Below are 15,600 nucleotides of genomic sequence, written 5' to 3' on the forward strand. Positions count from 1 at the left end.
TTACTAAAAAGAGTACCCGGGGAAGTAGCGATTTCTCCGGGATATTTATATTGGAGATATTTTGAATACAATTCAAATAATCATGTATACTTGGATAAATTTTGTAATCACTGTTTTATAAAAATGATATTTGCAAGATACGTAACTTGATAAAGTTAAAAATATACTTTTGATTTGGTAATTATTGTGATAAGATACTGTCGATAGAACGTCGTTAGTGTCGAGAGGTGCCGTTAATGGAAGAATTGAAAGATCAAATCATTAATTATGTTATAAAGAATTCTGATAGTAAACAAGACTGGAAAAGTAATACTGCTCAAAAAATATCAGAGAAATTGAATGTTAGCCGTAACATTGTTTCTCAATATTTGAATGAATTTGTAAAGAATGGGGAAATTGGAAAAATTAATTCTCGTCCCGTACTATTCTTTTATTTGCCAGAAAAAATCACAGGGCAACCAATCTTCGGCTCAGTGGAGGAAGCAGAAAATTGGTATGATCGCTTTTTTAGTTTTGGATTGGAAAAGGTCGTCGGAAGTCGAGGTAGCTTGAGAAATATAGTTGCTCAAATAAAAGCAGCGATATATTATCCCCCTAATGGCTTGCCTATCTTACTTCATGGTGAGACCGGCACAGGTAAGAGTTATTTAGCAAACTACGTATATAAAGATTTAATGGTTAATCATTATATTGAAGATGATTCTTCTTTTATTTCGGTAAATTGTAGTGAATATGCCAACAATCCAGAACTTTTTTTGTCTAACTTTTTTGGACATGTAAAAGGAGCTTACACTGGTGCCGAAGCTGGAAGAAGAGGTTTAGCAGAATTAGCAGATAATGGGGTTTTATTTTTAGATGAAATCCACGCATTAAGTAATGAATGTCAGGAAAAGCTGTTTCAGTTCATGGATACGGGAAAATTCCATCGAATGGGAGACAACGAAAATTGGTATTCATCAAGTTGTTGGATTATTTTTGCGACATCAGAACCACCGGAAGAAAAATTATTATCTACTTTACTAAGAAGAATACCTGTAAAATTAACACTTCCTACATTAGATAGTCGTTCACTCTATGAAAGAAAACAGTTAATTAAGATATTTTTTAAATCAGAAGAAGAACGACTAGCAAGAAAAATATTGATATCTCAGCAACTATTGGATTTCTTATTAAATTATCGTTTTAGCGGAAATGTTGGTAATTTAAAAAATGTAATTCAATTGACTTGTGCCAATGCTTTTGCTTCCCTTGATAAGCAAGAAGAACTCTATATTCAAATGTATCACTTGCCACAATGGGTTAACTTTAACGGAATAAAGGTTCTAAAAAAACGGAACGAATTAAAATATATTCAAATGGATGATTTAGAAAAGACTGATGAAGTATTTAATATTAATGAACTTATCGAGCGTCTCTATGAAATCTGGCTAGAAAATGACGATGAGCAAGATCTTTTTGAAAAATATGATAGGTATTTTAGACAAAAAAATATTGATGTTCAACATAATCCAACCTCCACTTTTCCAACCTACCAAGAAGTTCGCTTCAGGCAATATGTCAAAGAGGTGCAGAAGGATTTTCAGATAGAGTTTGACTATTATTATCTTCAATTAACAGCCATTTTTTTGAATTCATGGATTCATCAAAATCAGTTAATCTCTGACACCCAATTACAATCGTTTATCAATGATATTAAAAGTAGTTGCAGTCAGGAAGTCCAATTGGTAAATAGATTCATTCAAATTGGAGATATCTATTTAACAAAAACTCAAAAAATTATTTTGGTTATTCTATTTAAGCTAATGTGTAGTAAAGAGTTTCAAAAAAAGCGGTTAGCGTTGATTTTAGCTCATGGAGATTTAACGGCCACTTGTATTGCGAGCACAGCCAATAGGATGATTGGTAGCTATATTTTTGATGCGATTGATATGCCATTAATGACTTCGAGTAGTGAAATTGCAGATAAAATCAATAAATATCTACAAGAATGCACGGGTTTTGAAGAAATTATATTGCTAGTCGATATGGGGTCTTTGGAGAAAATATATACTAATCTAGAACTAGACTCACAAAAAAGATTAGGATTATTAAATAATGTATCCACAAGAATGGCGGTTGATGTAGCAAATCAGTTGTTACTAGACGTTCCCCTTAAGCAAATTCTTGATCAAGTAAAAGAAAATCAAAAGGTAGATTACCTCTATGAGTCAGCAGCTATAAAAAAAGATATGATTGTTTGTTCTTGCGCAAGTGGCTTAGGTACCTCTTTTAAATTAAAGAAAATACTTGAAAATAGTTTTCCAGGAAATACAGATCTTGTAATAGAAACCTGTGATTATTACTCTCTGGCGAATGAGAATTATTTAGATGAACTTCGTAAAGAAAATAATATTCTTTTTATTGTGGGCACTTTAAATCCCCATCTGGAGGACGTCGAATTCTTTTCTATTGAAGATATGATTTTGGGAATTAATATTAGTAAATTTTCTAATCAATTAAATAGACATTTTAATGATACTGAATTGAAGATTTTGAATGAAAACATTCTAAAAAACTTTAGTCTGACCAATTTAATGGAGCAATTGACCATATTGAATCCCACGAAACTCTTAGAGCAAGTCTCAGATGCAATCTATATATTGCAGAATGATTTAGGAGTCTCTTTGGACAATAATACCTGTTTTGGATTATATGTTCATATTAGCTGTTTGATTGAACGTCTAGTAAAACAAAACAATTTAGAAGACGAAATTTATTTTACTGAGACTGATGAAGAATTTCAAAATTTCCAGACATACTTCAAACAATCTTTCAGTGTCGTAGAACATTATTATAGTGTCGACATTCCTATTCATGAAGTCAAATATGTTTATGATTATGTAAAAAGAGCTTGATAAATCAAGCTTCTTTTTTTTGGCACGAAAATTGCTTTTGTAAAAATGAAAAGTAAAGGAGGAAGATTTATGAGTATTGTTATGTCAAGAATTGATAATCGTCTGTTACACGGAATTATTGTTACACAGTGGGCGCCTATGTCAAAAGCCAATAGAGTGATGGTCATTGATGATTCTGTAGCAAATGATGATATCAAAAAATCAAGTATGCGTTTAGCACGGCCAGCAGGAATGGCAGTTTCAATTATTACGGAGGAAACAGCAATTACAAATTTTAAAAAGGGAAAATACGATCATGAAAAAGTATTCATTATTGTAAAAGAACCAGAAACAATTCTTCATTTAGTGGAGAATGGGATTATGATTGATCGATTAATTGTTGGGGGAACGGTTATTAAAGAAAATGCCTTACAGTTGTCCCCGAGAGCCTATGCTTCAGAGGAAAATATCGACACTTATAAAAAATTATTAGCACATGGTATGGAAATTGTTACACAGTTTGTACCAGCAGATAAGGCGCAAGAAATTCAATCAAAATTAGGATAGGGGAGTAGAAAGAATGCATTTTACTATTTTTCAAATTGCAATGCTAACTATTTTAGCATTTATTAAGCACATTGATTATTACGGTATTCCGATGATTTTTGTAAACTATGCCGTTTTTTGGGGCTTTTTTACAGGAATTCTAATGGGAGATATTAAAACAGGTTTAATTGTAGGCGGTACTGTTCAGTTGATGTCATTAGGTGTTGCTGGTTTTGGGGGTTCATCTGTTCCAGACTATGGAACCTGTGCGATTATTGCCACTGCATTTGGTAGTCAATTAGGAGTGGAAGCAGGGTTAGCAATAGGTTTGCCTGTCGGAATGTTAGGAGTGCAATTAGATGTAATTGTTAAAATATTAAACGGCTTTGTTGTCCGCAAATCACAAGAATATGCAAATAAACAAGAGTTTAAGAAGATGAATGGAATCTTGTGGTTAGGGCCAATTTTCTTTGGCCTATCAGCTGCAATTCCAGTGTTTATTGCAGTTACTTTAGGACAATCTGCTGTAAATTATGTTTTAGATGTCTTACCTGGATGGTTTATGGATGGCTTAACATTGGCTGGGAAGATGTTACCGGCTGTAGGTATCGCAATGTTGTTGCGTTTTATGCCTACAGGAAGATATATCAGTTATTTATTAATTGGCTTTTTCTTAGCAGCATTTTTGAAAGTTCCTATTATTGGAGCTGCAATCATAGGATTTGCTTTAGCATTTAATGTATATCATCGAGCAGAAAAAGATGCACAAATAACTGCTTCTGCGGCTACTTCAGAGGGTGGATTTATTGGAGAGGATGAATAAAATGGATGAAAAGTACCAAGTAACGAAAAAGGATCTTAGAAAGGCAAACTATCGTTGGTTGATGTCAGTTTGTACTTTTAATTATCAGACACAACAAGGTGCATCTGTTGCATATGCGTTGTCACCAATTTTGAGAAAATTGTATAAAGATGATGATGAATATACTGAAGCGCTAAATAACCATTTCCAATATTATAATACCCAACCTTGGCTAGCATCAGTTATTCTAGGCGCTTGCGTTGCGATGGAAGAAAAACAAGGGCTGGACGCAAAAGATACGATTAATGATTTTAAAGTTGGGACTATGGGACCCATTGCTGGCATTGGTGATTCCTTATTAATGACTATGATTCCTACTATTATGGGATCAATCGCAGCCTATATGGCTCTCGAAAATAATCCTGTAGGAATTTTCTTATGGTTTGCTTTAATCATGGTCATTTTCTTTTTCCGCATGAGAGGTTTCGAATTTGGCTACAAACAAGGAATGAAGATTGTTACTGAATACGGTGAAAAAATCAATTATTTAACTGAAGCAGCCTCTGTATTAGGGCTAACTGTTGTAGGCTCATTGATTGCTTCTGTGATCAGTGTTTCAACGCCACTTAAATTCTCTTTCGGGGAAGTTAGTATGGAGATTCAACCGATGTTGGACAAAATTTTACCAACATTGATTCCTGTGATCATCACAGCTACTGCGTATTATTTACTCAGCAAGAAAAAAGTCAGCATGACTATTTTGATTTTACTGGTCATTGTTTTTGCAATGGTTATGGCTGCGTTTGGGATATTATCGTAAAGGAAAAGGATTCTGATTATGAGAAAATTAGTTATTGCTAGTCACTCAACACTAGCGGCAGGTTTTAAAGAGACACTTGGTTTTTTAACGGGAATCGAAAATCCCATCAGTAGCTTATGTGCTTATGTTGAAGGGACAGACGACATCGATGAGAAAATTCATGAGTTACTAGATACGACAGATGAAGTTATCGTGTTGACTGATATGGCAGGCGGAAGTGTTAATCAGAAATTTTTCACTTATATTTCTGATAGAGTGCATGTGATTGCTGGCATGAATCTTCCTTTGGCAATGTCGATAACATTACAATTGCAAAACGAAGATTTAGACATTGCATCAATTGTTGAAGAATCACAAAAACAAATTATTTATATGAACGACCAAAAAAGTGAAGAAACGATAGAGGATGAATAAAATGGATTACTTAAATAATATTTGGCTCCATAGAGGAGAGGAGAGTAGGACGATTTCACCAGAGAATAAAAATGGTGAAAAAGGAAAAGCCGCGATGGCAGCTAGCCATTTAGGTGTTGGCAGAAAGGGCTCTCCTTCTGTTCCAATAAATGCGGGAGAAACAATCACATTAGCAGAAATTGAAGGACCAGGAATTATCCGTCATTTCTGGATGACAGTTACTGATAAAACCACTGCCGGAAGTTTCGTTTTACGTGATTTAGTTTTGCGAATTTATTGGGATGATGAAGCGACTCCTTCAGTAGAAAGCCCATTGGGAGACTTCTTCTGTAACGGTTTTGGGACAAGATGTGAAGTAAATTCTTTACCAATTGTAGTAAATCCAACTTCAGGAATGAATTGTTATTTTGAAATGCCCTTTCGGAAAAAAGCTAAAATTACTTTAACCAATGAACATCCTGAGTTTATTAAGCATATTTTCTATACATTCAACTATGCATTAACGGAAGTCCCGGATGATGCAATGTATTTTCATGCTAAATGGAATCGTGAAGCTATTACCACTAAAGGGAAGGATTACACCTTACTTGATGGAGTAAAAGGAACCGGTTATTATGTAGGAACCTATTTTGCTTTGTGTGCACTAGAGAGATATTGGTGGGGTGAAGGCGAATTTAAATTTTATTTAGATGGCGATCAAGAATTTCCTACAATAACTTCTACAGGTGCAGAAGATTATTTCGGGGGAGCTTGGGCATTTCATAAAAAGAATTTTGGGGAAAGAGCCTATGCCCAAAATTTCAACACACTATTTATGGGCTATCCTTTCCAATCGAAAAGAGATCACACAAGGGATTTCTTTAGTGCTGGGAAACCCAATCCGAATCCAGTTCATGGATTTGGTGATGATGCGTTACCAATGCACGGCTTATATCGCTGGCATTTACCTGATCCTATCAGTTTCAAGGAAGATTTACGTGTGACGTTCCAAACTTTAGGAAATGATGATATCAAGCTTTATGAACGACAAGATGACATTTCATCAGTAGCATATTGGTACCAGAAAGAGCCTCACCAGACTTTCAAAAAATTATTAGATAGAGAAGATCGACTTCCTAGATAAAATGAAGGTGATTTAAGAAATGTACGGATCAATCGAAGCCGGTGGAACTAAATTTGTTTGTGCCATTGGAAATAACAAACTAGAAATTTTAGACAGAGCCAGTTTCCCAACCACAACCCCGGATAAAACCATGAAACAGGTAATTGATTTTTTCAATCCATATCAAGACCGATTGGAAAGTATCGGAGTAGGATCTTTTGGACCCATTGAACTGAATCGTAAATCAGAAACTTACGGCTATATTACTTCCACCCCTAAATTAGCCTGGCAAAATTTTGATTTTGTGGGCACCTTAAAAAAACATTTCGATGTTCCAATTGCTTGGACCACAGATGTTAATGCAGCTTGTTATGGCGAGTATGTTTCTGGAAATGGAAAAGGCTTATCTAGTATCGTCTATTATACTGTGGGAACGGGAATTGGTGGTGGCGCTTTACAAAATGGTGTTTTTGTTGAAGGATTCAGTCATCCAGAAATGGGGCATATGTTAGTGAAACGACACCCAGAGGATACTTTTGTAGGGAACTGTCCTTTCCATCATGATTGCTTAGAAGGAATGGCAGCGGGGCCAGCCATTGAAAAACGCACGGGAACAAAAGGACAAGACCTTTCATCAGACGATCCTGTTTGGGAGATTGAGGCTGATTATATTGCCCAATGTGCCTATAATACGACATTGATGTTTGCGCCAGATATTATCATTTTCGGTGGTGGCGTGATGAAGCAAGACCACATGAAAAAGAAAGTACAAGAAAAATTCGCCAAGCTGGTGAATCATTATGTGAATACACCGGTTGTGGAAGAATATATTGTGACACCTAAGTTAGGGGATAATGCTGGCACGATAGGAGCTTTGGCCTTGGCTCAAAATGCCAAAATAAAAGGATAAACAAAAGACTTGATTGTCTATTTACAGACTTAATCGGTAGTTGGACAAATAGTTTGTTGTCAATCCTGACAATTGGAAAACTGCACACATAAAAACTCTCGGAACTAGTCCCGAGAGTTTTTATTGTTGAAAGTAATTAAAACTTATTCACTTCTTCTACTTCTAATTCTTTTGTATCTTGGTGGTGGCGAATTCCTTGGGCTTCTTTGTACAAGAAGTGCAGATAATGAGCGAGAACAAAGAAGACAGCGGCGGTTGCCACAATGGTTTCAAAAATACTCAAAAGGCTGAGTAGGATGCCGATTGTCCCGACTGGAGCAAAGACTTGGTTAAAGGTGGTAATGGCAATGGCCGAAATTACCAACGGGAAAGTAAAGGCGGCAAAACTAGGATAAAAGTTTAAGCGCAAACGGGTAATTTTTGAAAGCATTACGTAATACAAAATTTGAGAAACGAGCAATAATGCAATGGCCAAGGTAGCGTTTGGTTCGGTAAATGATTTTAAATAACCGGTGAGGCAAAGAGAACCAGGCGCAGCCACAATGGTCATCAAGGGCAAGGTTGCTTCTGGCATTTGTTTATGCACAAAAACCCGGTAAATAATAATCGGCAATAACAAAACATAAAAGACTAAGGCAATCCAGAAGTTCAGCTGACCTACTGCTAGTGAAAAACTAGGACTGGTCACGGCCACAACTCCCATGCCTACAAAGACGATAAACCAGCTAGGAAAGACGTGGGAAATGCCCACTTGCGGCTTAATTACAAAATTATAAGTGAAATAAAAAACCAAGAGATAATGGACAACCACGGCGACAAACCAGATGATGGTCGCAATTGCAGTCAATCCTGGGGTGATGGTCAAATAGGTGCATAAGACCATTAGCGCCATGGTAAACGTAGGAGCCACGGAAGCCACAATGGGATTTTTTAAATCACTAAGGCTGTGTAATGGTAAGAAAAACAAACGGGCAAGGATTAAAATCATTAAGCAGCCGGCTACAATGCCCATGGCGTTACCCACAGCGGTAAATTGAAAAGCTTTCATCAAGTTTCCAAGAGAAGCCAAACCGAGAATTAACCCACACATAGGAATCGGTACAGCTTTCAGAAAATGTTTCATCAAGTATCACTCCTTCGTTTACAAGTATAAGCCTTTTTCATACATTTGAAAAATAAATCTTTTGAATAGTTGTTATAATCGAAAGCTATGAAAACGCAAACGAAGGGGGATTTGGAAAACGGAAAAGCTAGGAGAGGGAAAGGAGCAATGAGGATGCTTCTCGATGATAAAAACCACAATTTTCTGAATATTGATACGAATAATTCTCATAAAAAACGGAATTTCTCTCAAAAAAATGTCACTTTTGTATATTCATGCAATGTCTTTTTTTGTATAATAACAGAAGTGAGTTTTTATTTCGCAACAAGGAAGGAAGAACAAGATGGCAACAAATGCAAAAAAACGCGATTTGACCAAAATGAAGACGCCGCACACTTATGTGATTATCTTCGCAGTGGTTATTTTTGCTTGGCTGCTGACTTTTCTGGTGCCAGCGGGGAAGTTTAGCACAGAAGATGTGGAATACAAAGATGCCAACGGAGAAACCAGCACCAGAACCGTTTTGCGTCAGGATACATTCCGCTATGACTATGCCTTAGACAAGGGCTTTGTCTATGAGCAACTGGAAGATTTGGCCAATGATACCGCTGAATTAGACGAGTTGGGCATTGCCAAAGAAGATGTAGAAGCGGTCTTGGCAGAAGGAGAAGACAATCTTTCCCAGAGTCAATTGGATGAATTGTCTTTAACCGACGATGTTTTATACGACATGTACGGCAAAAAGATTTACGACACTTCTGAAAAACTGCATAAGACAGCGAAAGTCTGGGGAACCGATGACTTTGGTGGTTTTGGTTTCTTAAACTTTGTCTTTGAAGGCTTGGTTTCTGGCGATAAATACGGTTCTGCGGTAGGGATTGCCGCATTGATTTTGGTGGTAGGGGGCGCGTTTGGGATTATCATGCGCACTGGTGCCATTGATGCGGGGATTTATGCCTTTATTTCTAAGACAAAGGGGTTAGAACGTTTGGCGATTCCTTTGTTGTTCTTTGCCTTTTCTTTTGGGGGCGCAACTTTTGGCATGGCTGAAGAAGTGATTCCTTTCTCCATGGTGATGGTGCCTTTTGTCATTGCGCTGGGCTATGACTCCATTGTGGCGGTGACGGTGACTTATGTGGCCAGCCAAGTGGGGAATGCGGCCAGCTGGATGAGTCCTTTTTCAGTGGCAGTTGCCCAAGGAATCGCCGGTGTGCCGGTGTTATCTGGGGCCACATTCCGTTTGATCATGTGGTTTGTGATTACCGGAATGTCCGCATTGTACTTGAGTCTGTACGCAGAACGGATTCGCAAAAATCCATTGAAATCAGAAGTTTATGATTCAGATGAGTATTTCCGCACTCACATTGAAAAGACAGCGGAGGAACAAAAGCCATTTTTACTAGGGCATAAATTGATTTTAGTGGAAATGTTGGCGGTTTTGATCTGGATTGTTTGGGGCGTAACTCAAAAAGGCTATTATATCCCAGAAATCGCTTCTCAATTCTTTGTGATGGGGTTAGCCGCAGGGGTGATTGCGGTAATCTTCAAACTAGACGATATGGGGATTAATGACATTGCCAAATCCTTCCAAAGTGGTGCGGCAGATTTAGCCGGAACAGCCATTGTGGTGGGGATGGCCAAAGGAATCCTGTTAGTTTTAGGTGGTTCTGAGCCAACCATGCCCTCTGCGTTAAACACGATTTTACACAGCATCGGCAACTTGTTAAACGGCGTACCTGCCATTATCGGTGCTTGGGCGATGTATATTTTCCAAAGTTTATTCAACTTAGTGGTTACGTCAAACTCCGGTCAAGCTGCCTTGACCATGCCAATTATGGCGCCATTGGCTGACCTTGTGGGAGTTTCTCGGCAAATCGCTGTCCTAGCCTACCAATTAGGTGCCGGTTTTGTGGATGCTTTCACACCAGTATCAGCGAGTCTGATTGGGGTCTTAGGGGTTGCCCGCATTGAATGGGCCAAATGGGCGAAATTCCAAATTAAGATGCAAGGGTTCTTCTTTATTTTGGGAACGATCTTTATCGTAATTGCCGTGGCCATCGGGTTACAATAAAATAAAAAACAAATGCCGGAACAGCCTGATTGAAGCAAGCTATTCCGGCATTTTTTATTAGTAGCTAATTAGATCGTAATGCAAAAAAATTGCCAAATAAAACTGGTCAGACGCTCTTAGTCCATGACAAAAAAGCGTACCTACTGCAACGATGTTCTGTAGTAGGTACGCTCTATTTAGTCCTCCTCTTGCCAAAAAGTCATCGGCACTTTATAAGGAGCTAAATTGGCGATTTCTTGTGGAAAATGTTCTGTGAGAAAGAGGTACCAGAAAAAAGTGGTGTCGCCGTTGTCACTGATCTGCTCTTCAAAATAGGGATCGAGTTTAGTCAGTAACATCCGCAAAGCATCTAGAAAATAAGTCCCATCTAGTTTGGCAAAAAACAGCTCAGGGTAGGTAGTGACCACTTGGGTGACAAAAGCTGTCACGCAATCTAAGCGGGGGAAATCACGAAAGGCTACATCCTGTTTCAATAATCGCTGAGCAAATTCTGCCGGCGATTGCCCGCCAGTAAGACCTAAAGAAGGAAAGTTTCCTTTGGTCTTAGCAGAGTGTTTGCAAGGAAAGTCAGCAAAATCTTCAAACAAGTCATCGATTTCTGCCATAAATTCTTTGGTGATTTGGTCGATATAGTCCTCTTCTTCTGCCGGTAAGTCCGGAAGATCACTACATTTCGCTAGATAATCCGCTCCCGTTTGCAATAAAGACTGCTCCCATTGGCTAACGTCTTTTTGCTTAAAGCTTGCCAACTGTTGATCAGAAAGCTCCAAAGGTAAGAGGCACAGGGGAAACCAGCTGTCTTTTAGGGGCAATAACCACGCGATTCCTCGTTCTTTCGGCCGTAAAGGATCCACTAATTCCAATAAATGACTGGGCAAGATAAATTCTTGATTGCTGTATAAATCTTTTAAAGAAAATCCCAAACCTTGGGCTTCAAAAAGGCTAAAATGGGCCTTTTTGTCCCAGAGATCGACCTGTTGGCGCTTGCGCAAATCCAGCGGCAACCACTTTAAAAAAGATTGCCACAACGCTTTGCCCCTAGAAGTACGCCACAAGTAAAACCCATAAAGCATTCCAGCAAACTGAGCCCGTTCTTCTTGGATGTTTGGATCATTTGGCGCCATTAAATCATCGTAGGCACTGAATTGAAACGTCTGCATAAAATGGTTTAAATCCGCGTCTCGAGCGATATTTTGGTGCAAACCTAAGTAATTTAACATACTCAAAGCGTACATCAAATAGGGATTGGCACCTTGGTCAATGGTATCCAAAAGCTCATTTTTCAGGCCGGTACTCATTTTTTCAAAGTATCTGTGCTCATTGCCTCTCTTTGTCATGGGCCGCTCTCTTTCTATTTTTCTTGTTATCTTTATTGTAATCCAAAAGTTGTTTGTTGAATAGCTGAAAGAGAGGATTTAACACGAGGACTTAGATAGGTAGCATTGGAGTAAGGTGATAAAAGTTCAAGGAATTTGGGAAGCCGAGGCTATAAAAAAACCGCCCATAAGCGGCCGAAAGATTCGGGCAACTTATGAGACGGTTCGTTTTTTAGGTCGTTGTTGATAGCGCCGGCGGAATAAAGACAAGTCCACAATTTTACTCTCTGATTCGCCCTGGGATTTATGAGCTACAGGAACAGGTACTAAACTGCCTTTCGTCGTGATTTTTTCAGCAGTGGCTTTGGCTTTTTCTTCTTTAATCATGGCTTTAAAATCAAAAGGATTGACTTCTTCAGGAAAGGCCTCGGTTTTACTGGATAAATGGTAGAAGACCACTTCTGGAGCCACGCCAAAACGCAGAGGCAAGTGGGTGGTACCAATGCCGGTATTGACAGACAACAAGGTGTTTTCTTTTGGTAAATAGAGACTGTCAGTGTAAATCTTAGCCCCGGTGGTTTTAGGATAATACTTCGGTAGGCGAATTTGTCCGCCGTGACTGTGGCCGGAAAGAACCAAATCGTACATCTCTAAGTTTTTCACGCGATTGATGTAGTCTGGCTGATGCAAAAGCAACAACTGCCATTCAGCCAAAGTTGCTTCATAATAGTATTGGGCATCTTCTGAGCTGGGGTCGGCTATTCCAGCCACACTAATGGAAAACTCTTCATTGGCGCCAAAGAGTTCTTGATTGACTAAGACGGTAAAACCAGCAGACTGCAAGACTTCTTGCACAAAGGCGGCACCGTCGCTTTTATAATCGTGATTTCCTAAAACGGCCACTTTACCTAAGGGAGCTTGAAGCTGTTTTAACGTATTGATCAATGAAGCAGTTTGGCGAGTGGGCCATTTTTTGTAGTCGTCAATCAAATCGCCAGTGAAGACAATCATATCTGGTTTGGCTTCGCGAATGGCGGCTAATGTTTTTTTCAAGCGATGGGGCTTGAACAGGCGAGAAAAATGCAAATCACTGATGTGGGCGATTTGGACTTCGCTTTCCAATTCAAACATCTCAAAAGCTTCGGAAATATCTAAAACCCGCTCTTTGTTTTTACGAATTAAGTAGTGCTTTTCGGATAAGCGTCGTGGCTCAATGACAAATGCGTAGAAGCCAGCGATAAGTAAAAGCACAAAGAGTGCGATGATAATTTTGAAAGCCAACAAACAAGCCCTCCTTTTTCATTTCAACTATTGAATAGCATATAAGAACAACAGGTAAAAAGCAATCTACCTGAGAAGAAAATAATGATTACATTTTGGGGTGGATTATTGCGAAATGATTGCAAAAACTTTGCTGAATTTTTTCTAATAGGTCGTTTTTTAAATAATACGAACACTTGTTCTTTGGTGAATACATTATACCTCATAAAAGGGAAAAAGGCGAGCTCTTTTTGAAAAAGAACACGCCCTAAAAGGGGAAAATCCTGATTGAATTATCTGATAGTTATCCTTCGTTAGAGAAGAAAAACTAGCTTAAGAGGCTATCAAATGCTTTTAAAAACAAAAAAAGTTATGAGTGTGTTATTTATATTGATTAAAAAGAACACAGGTTCCCTTAGCGGAAAGGATTTTTAAACAGACGTGATTTGCCTTGACGAACCCGGTTTTGATGGTAGTTTTGGCCGTAACTGAGGGCTTCTTTTACGTCGGGAGCCAGCCGTTTGGAAAAGCGTTTTGGCAGTAAAAAGAGCAGACAATCAAAGGGAGCTGCCCACAATGACCAAAAGAGACTGCGACTGTCCCAAAAACGATAGAGGTGGTTTAAAGAAAAATGGCAAACAACGAGGCTAAGCAACAATGAAAAGGCGCCAGACCAAGTCGTAACCTCATTTAAGCCAAAGAATTTTAAAGCAAAGGGCGTGGCAAAATAAATGGCGGCAAAGGCATAAAAAATCCAGTTTCGCCCCAGTTGCCACAAAGATAAAAAGAAACAAAAAGCACTTAAAAAAATGGCCAATGGCGGAAAGAGACTGACTAAAGCAGCGTAGCAAATCCCGAAAACAAACATCCCGGGGCCTTTTGCTAAAGCGGTGGTGAGAATTAAAACCGCGATTAAGGCGAAATGCCAAGAAAGCGGGGCTACAGTCATAACGCCAAAGCCGATTAACAGAAACCAATGGCTGAGACCTTGTGCCTTGTAATCTGGATTGTTTTGTTTTTGGGTAGTTAACCAGCTCGCAAGCTGGGGATAGTTGGTGGAAAAATCCTTCATGAAAACACCTCCCATTATAGGTAGCTTTAGTTTACAAGCTAACAGGGATTTAGGAATCGGGCTTAAGATGGAGGAATGATTAAGAAAAGATAAAATTAATTAACAAGGAAAGGACCAGATTTGGCCGTTTAAGCGTAATTCAGGTTGTCGGTTTCTTTTTTGGAAAAAGTCCTCACGTCAGGAACAGTTCTTTTCGTACGCCTCTGTGTCCCAAATGCGCCTTTTGTGCTAAAGTAAGGACAAGACGCCTGCTGAAACGCGCAGGCCAGATGGAACGGAGTGTATTGTAATGAAGATTTTTGATTCCCATACCCATTTAAATGCGGAACAATTTACGGGAGAAGAAGCCACGATTGTAGCCAATGCCAAAGAACTCGGGGTAACGGAAATGGCGGTGGTAGGCTTTGATACGCCGACGATTGCGAAAAGTTTGGAATTGAATCAACTATTTCCGGAAGTGTACAGCATTATTGGCTGGCACCCTACAGAAGCCGGCAGTTATACCAAAGAAATTGAAAGTCGTCTAGAAGAGCAATTGACCACAGCTAAAGTGGTGGCTTTAGGGGAGATTGGGCTGGATTATTACTGGATGGAAGACCCAAAAGACGTGCAAGAAAAAGTCTTTCGCCGCCAAATTGCCATTGCCAAAGAACATCATTTGCCCATTAGCATTCACATGCGAGATGCCACAGAAGACACCTACCGGATTTTAAAAGAGGAAAAAGCGCCGGTGCAAGGAGGCATTATGCACAGTTTTAGCGGGGATTTGGAATGGGCGAAACGTTTCTTGGATTTAGGGATGCACGTGTCCTTTTCTGGAGTGGTGACTTTTAAAAAGGCGCTGGATGTGCAAGAAGCTGCCACGGGAGTACCTTTGGAGCGCTTGTTAGTGGAAACCGACGCTCCTTATTTGGCACCAGTGCCTTATCGCGGCAAGCGCAATGAGCCGGGCTACACCCGCTATGTGGTGGAAAAAATCGCTGAGTTGCGGGACATGGACCCGCAAGATGTGGCTCGCATTACCCGCAGCAATGCCTTTAAACTCTTTCACTTAAAAGAGGAGGCATAAGATGAAAGAAAAACGGACTACCAAAGCTCACAACCATCAACAAGAAAACAAACCTTTTCATAATAAGATGACCTCAAGCTTATTAAAAGAGAACAGAGAAACTTTTACCGTTGAAGAAATCATTGTGGTAGAAGGCAAAGATGATACGCGCCGCCTCCAAGAAGTTCTACCGGTGGACACCATTGAAACCATTGGCTCAGCCATTAATGATGAAATTCTCGCTCAGATCAGCAACGCCCAAGA

Annotated in this window: 13 protein-coding genes and 1 pseudogene; 10 read left to right on the top strand and 4 right to left on the bottom strand. The window is 39.1% G+C overall.

All coding sequences use genetic code 11. From position 1 onward, the window contains the following. Nucleotides 1–236: 236 nt before the first annotated feature. The 7 genes from AB5754_RS02705 to scrK all read left to right on the top strand — a co-directional run bounded on the left by AB5754_RS02705 (nt 237) and on the right by scrK (nt 7,467). Complete coding sequence (locus AB5754_RS02705; protein WP_368251769.1) at nt 237–2,894, top strand: sigma 54-interacting transcriptional regulator; 2,658 nt, start codon at nt 237–239, stop codon at nt 2,892–2,894. Between the two features lie 69 nt (nt 2,895–2,963). Next, nucleotides 2,964–3,440 (top strand): PTS sugar transporter subunit IIB, encoded by a 477-nt coding sequence (locus AB5754_RS02710; RefSeq protein WP_349734955.1) that lies wholly within the window; start codon nt 2,964–2,966, stop codon nt 3,438–3,440. A gap of 13 nt (nt 3,441–3,453) precedes the next feature. Then, on the top strand, nt 3,454–4,242 hold the full coding sequence (locus AB5754_RS02715) for a PTS sugar transporter subunit IIC (RefSeq protein WP_349734953.1): 789 nt from the start codon (nt 3,454–3,456) through the stop codon (nt 4,240–4,242). A 1-nt stretch (nt 4,243) separates the two neighbouring features. Next, the gene (locus AB5754_RS02720; protein WP_368259453.1) at nt 4,244–5,041 is read left to right on the top strand and encodes a PTS system mannose/fructose/sorbose family transporter subunit IID; all 798 of its coding nucleotides are present in this window, start codon (nt 4,244–4,246) and stop codon (nt 5,039–5,041) included. Nucleotides 5,042–5,059: 18 nt separating this feature from the next. Beyond that, the gene (locus AB5754_RS02725; protein ID WP_368251767.1) at nt 5,060–5,455 is read left to right on the top strand and encodes a PTS sugar transporter subunit IIA; all 396 of its coding nucleotides are present in this window, start codon (nt 5,060–5,062) and stop codon (nt 5,453–5,455) included. Nucleotide 5,456: 1 nt separating this feature from the next. Beyond that, nucleotides 5,457–6,578: a glycoside hydrolase family 172 protein gene (locus AB5754_RS02730; protein WP_368251766.1), complete on the top strand. Its 1,122-nt coding sequence runs from the start codon at nt 5,457–5,459 to the stop codon at nt 6,576–6,578. A 19-nt stretch (nt 6,579–6,597) separates the two neighbouring features. Next, nucleotides 6,598–7,467, top strand: a complete 870-nt coding sequence (gene scrK, locus AB5754_RS02735) for a fructokinase ScrK (RefSeq protein ID WP_368251765.1) — start codon at nt 6,598–6,600, stop codon at nt 7,465–7,467. A 136-nt stretch (nt 7,468–7,603) separates the two neighbouring features. Here the strand turns inward: scrK and AB5754_RS02740 are convergent, their stop codons facing one another. After that, entirely contained in the window at nt 7,604–8,590 is a 987-nt protein-coding gene (locus AB5754_RS02740) for a TDT family transporter (RefSeq protein WP_368251764.1), read from the bottom strand. Between the two features lie 322 nt (nt 8,591–8,912). Between AB5754_RS02740 and yfcC the strand changes: the two genes are divergently transcribed. Further along, nucleotides 8,913–10,640: a putative basic amino acid antiporter YfcC gene (yfcC, locus tag AB5754_RS02745; protein WP_311834373.1), complete on the top strand. Its 1,728-nt coding sequence runs from the start codon at nt 8,913–8,915 to the stop codon at nt 10,638–10,640. Between the two features lie 176 nt (nt 10,641–10,816). Here the strand turns inward: yfcC and AB5754_RS02750 are convergent, their stop codons facing one another. From AB5754_RS02750 to AB5754_RS02760, 3 genes are all read right to left on the bottom strand, one after another. Beyond that, nucleotides 10,817–11,977: a hypothetical protein gene (locus AB5754_RS02750; RefSeq protein ID WP_368250615.1), complete on the bottom strand. Its 1,161-nt coding sequence runs from the start codon at nt 11,975–11,977 to the stop codon at nt 10,817–10,819. 192 nt (nt 11,978–12,169) lie between these two features. Beyond that, nucleotides 12,170–13,240 (bottom strand): metallophosphoesterase, encoded by a 1,071-nt coding sequence (locus AB5754_RS02755; RefSeq protein WP_311834371.1) that lies wholly within the window; start codon nt 13,238–13,240, stop codon nt 12,170–12,172. Nucleotides 13,241–13,631: 391 nt separating this feature from the next. After that, complete coding sequence (locus AB5754_RS02760; RefSeq protein ID WP_368250617.1) at nt 13,632–14,288, bottom strand: hypothetical protein; 657 nt, start codon at nt 14,286–14,288, stop codon at nt 13,632–13,634. A 289-nt stretch (nt 14,289–14,577) separates the two neighbouring features. On the opposite strand from AB5754_RS02760, the gene AB5754_RS02765 reads away from it, so the two are divergent. Both AB5754_RS02765 and AB5754_RS02770 read left to right on the top strand, forming a co-directional pair. Beyond that, nucleotides 14,578–15,357, top strand: coding sequence for a TatD family hydrolase (locus AB5754_RS02765; protein WP_311834369.1), 780 nt, complete (start codon nt 14,578–14,580; stop codon nt 15,355–15,357). Nucleotide 15,358: 1 nt separating this feature from the next. Further along, a pseudogene (locus tag AB5754_RS02770) lies at nt 15,359–15,600 on the top strand (ribonuclease M5); the annotation flags it as partial.

This window comes from Enterococcus sp. 2201sp1_2201st1_C11_2201SCRN_220225 (assembly GCF_040925905.1).
Lineage (GTDB): Bacteria > Bacillota > Bacilli > Lactobacillales > Enterococcaceae > Enterococcus_C > Enterococcus_C asini_A.

Coding starts and splice junctions, on each gene's coding strand:
- AB5754_RS02705 (WP_368251769.1), top strand. CDS start 237: ATGGAAGAATTGAAAGATCAAATCATTAATTATGTTATAAAGAATTCT.
- AB5754_RS02710 (WP_349734955.1), top strand. CDS start 2,964: ATGAGTATTGTTATGTCAAGAATTGATAATCGTCTGTTACACGGAATT.
- AB5754_RS02715 (WP_349734953.1), top strand. CDS start 3,454: ATGCATTTTACTATTTTTCAAATTGCAATGCTAACTATTTTAGCATTT.
- AB5754_RS02720 (WP_368259453.1), top strand. CDS start 4,244: ATGGATGAAAAGTACCAAGTAACGAAAAAGGATCTTAGAAAGGCAAAC.
- AB5754_RS02725 (WP_368251767.1), top strand. CDS start 5,060: ATGAGAAAATTAGTTATTGCTAGTCACTCAACACTAGCGGCAGGTTTT.
- AB5754_RS02730 (WP_368251766.1), top strand. CDS start 5,457: ATGGATTACTTAAATAATATTTGGCTCCATAGAGGAGAGGAGAGTAGG.
- scrK (WP_368251765.1), top strand. CDS start 6,598: ATGTACGGATCAATCGAAGCCGGTGGAACTAAATTTGTTTGTGCCATT.
- AB5754_RS02740 (WP_368251764.1), bottom strand. CDS start 8,590: ATGAAACATTTTCTGAAAGCTGTACCGATTCCTATGTGTGGGTTAATT.
- yfcC (WP_311834373.1), top strand. CDS start 8,913: ATGGCAACAAATGCAAAAAAACGCGATTTGACCAAAATGAAGACGCCG.
- AB5754_RS02750 (WP_368250615.1), bottom strand. CDS start 11,977: ATGACAAAGAGAGGCAATGAGCACAGATACTTTGAAAAAATGAGTACC.
- AB5754_RS02760 (WP_368250617.1), bottom strand. CDS start 14,288: ATGAAGGATTTTTCCACCAACTATCCCCAGCTTGCGAGCTGGTTAACT.
- AB5754_RS02765 (WP_311834369.1), top strand. CDS start 14,578: ATGAAGATTTTTGATTCCCATACCCATTTAAATGCGGAACAATTTACG.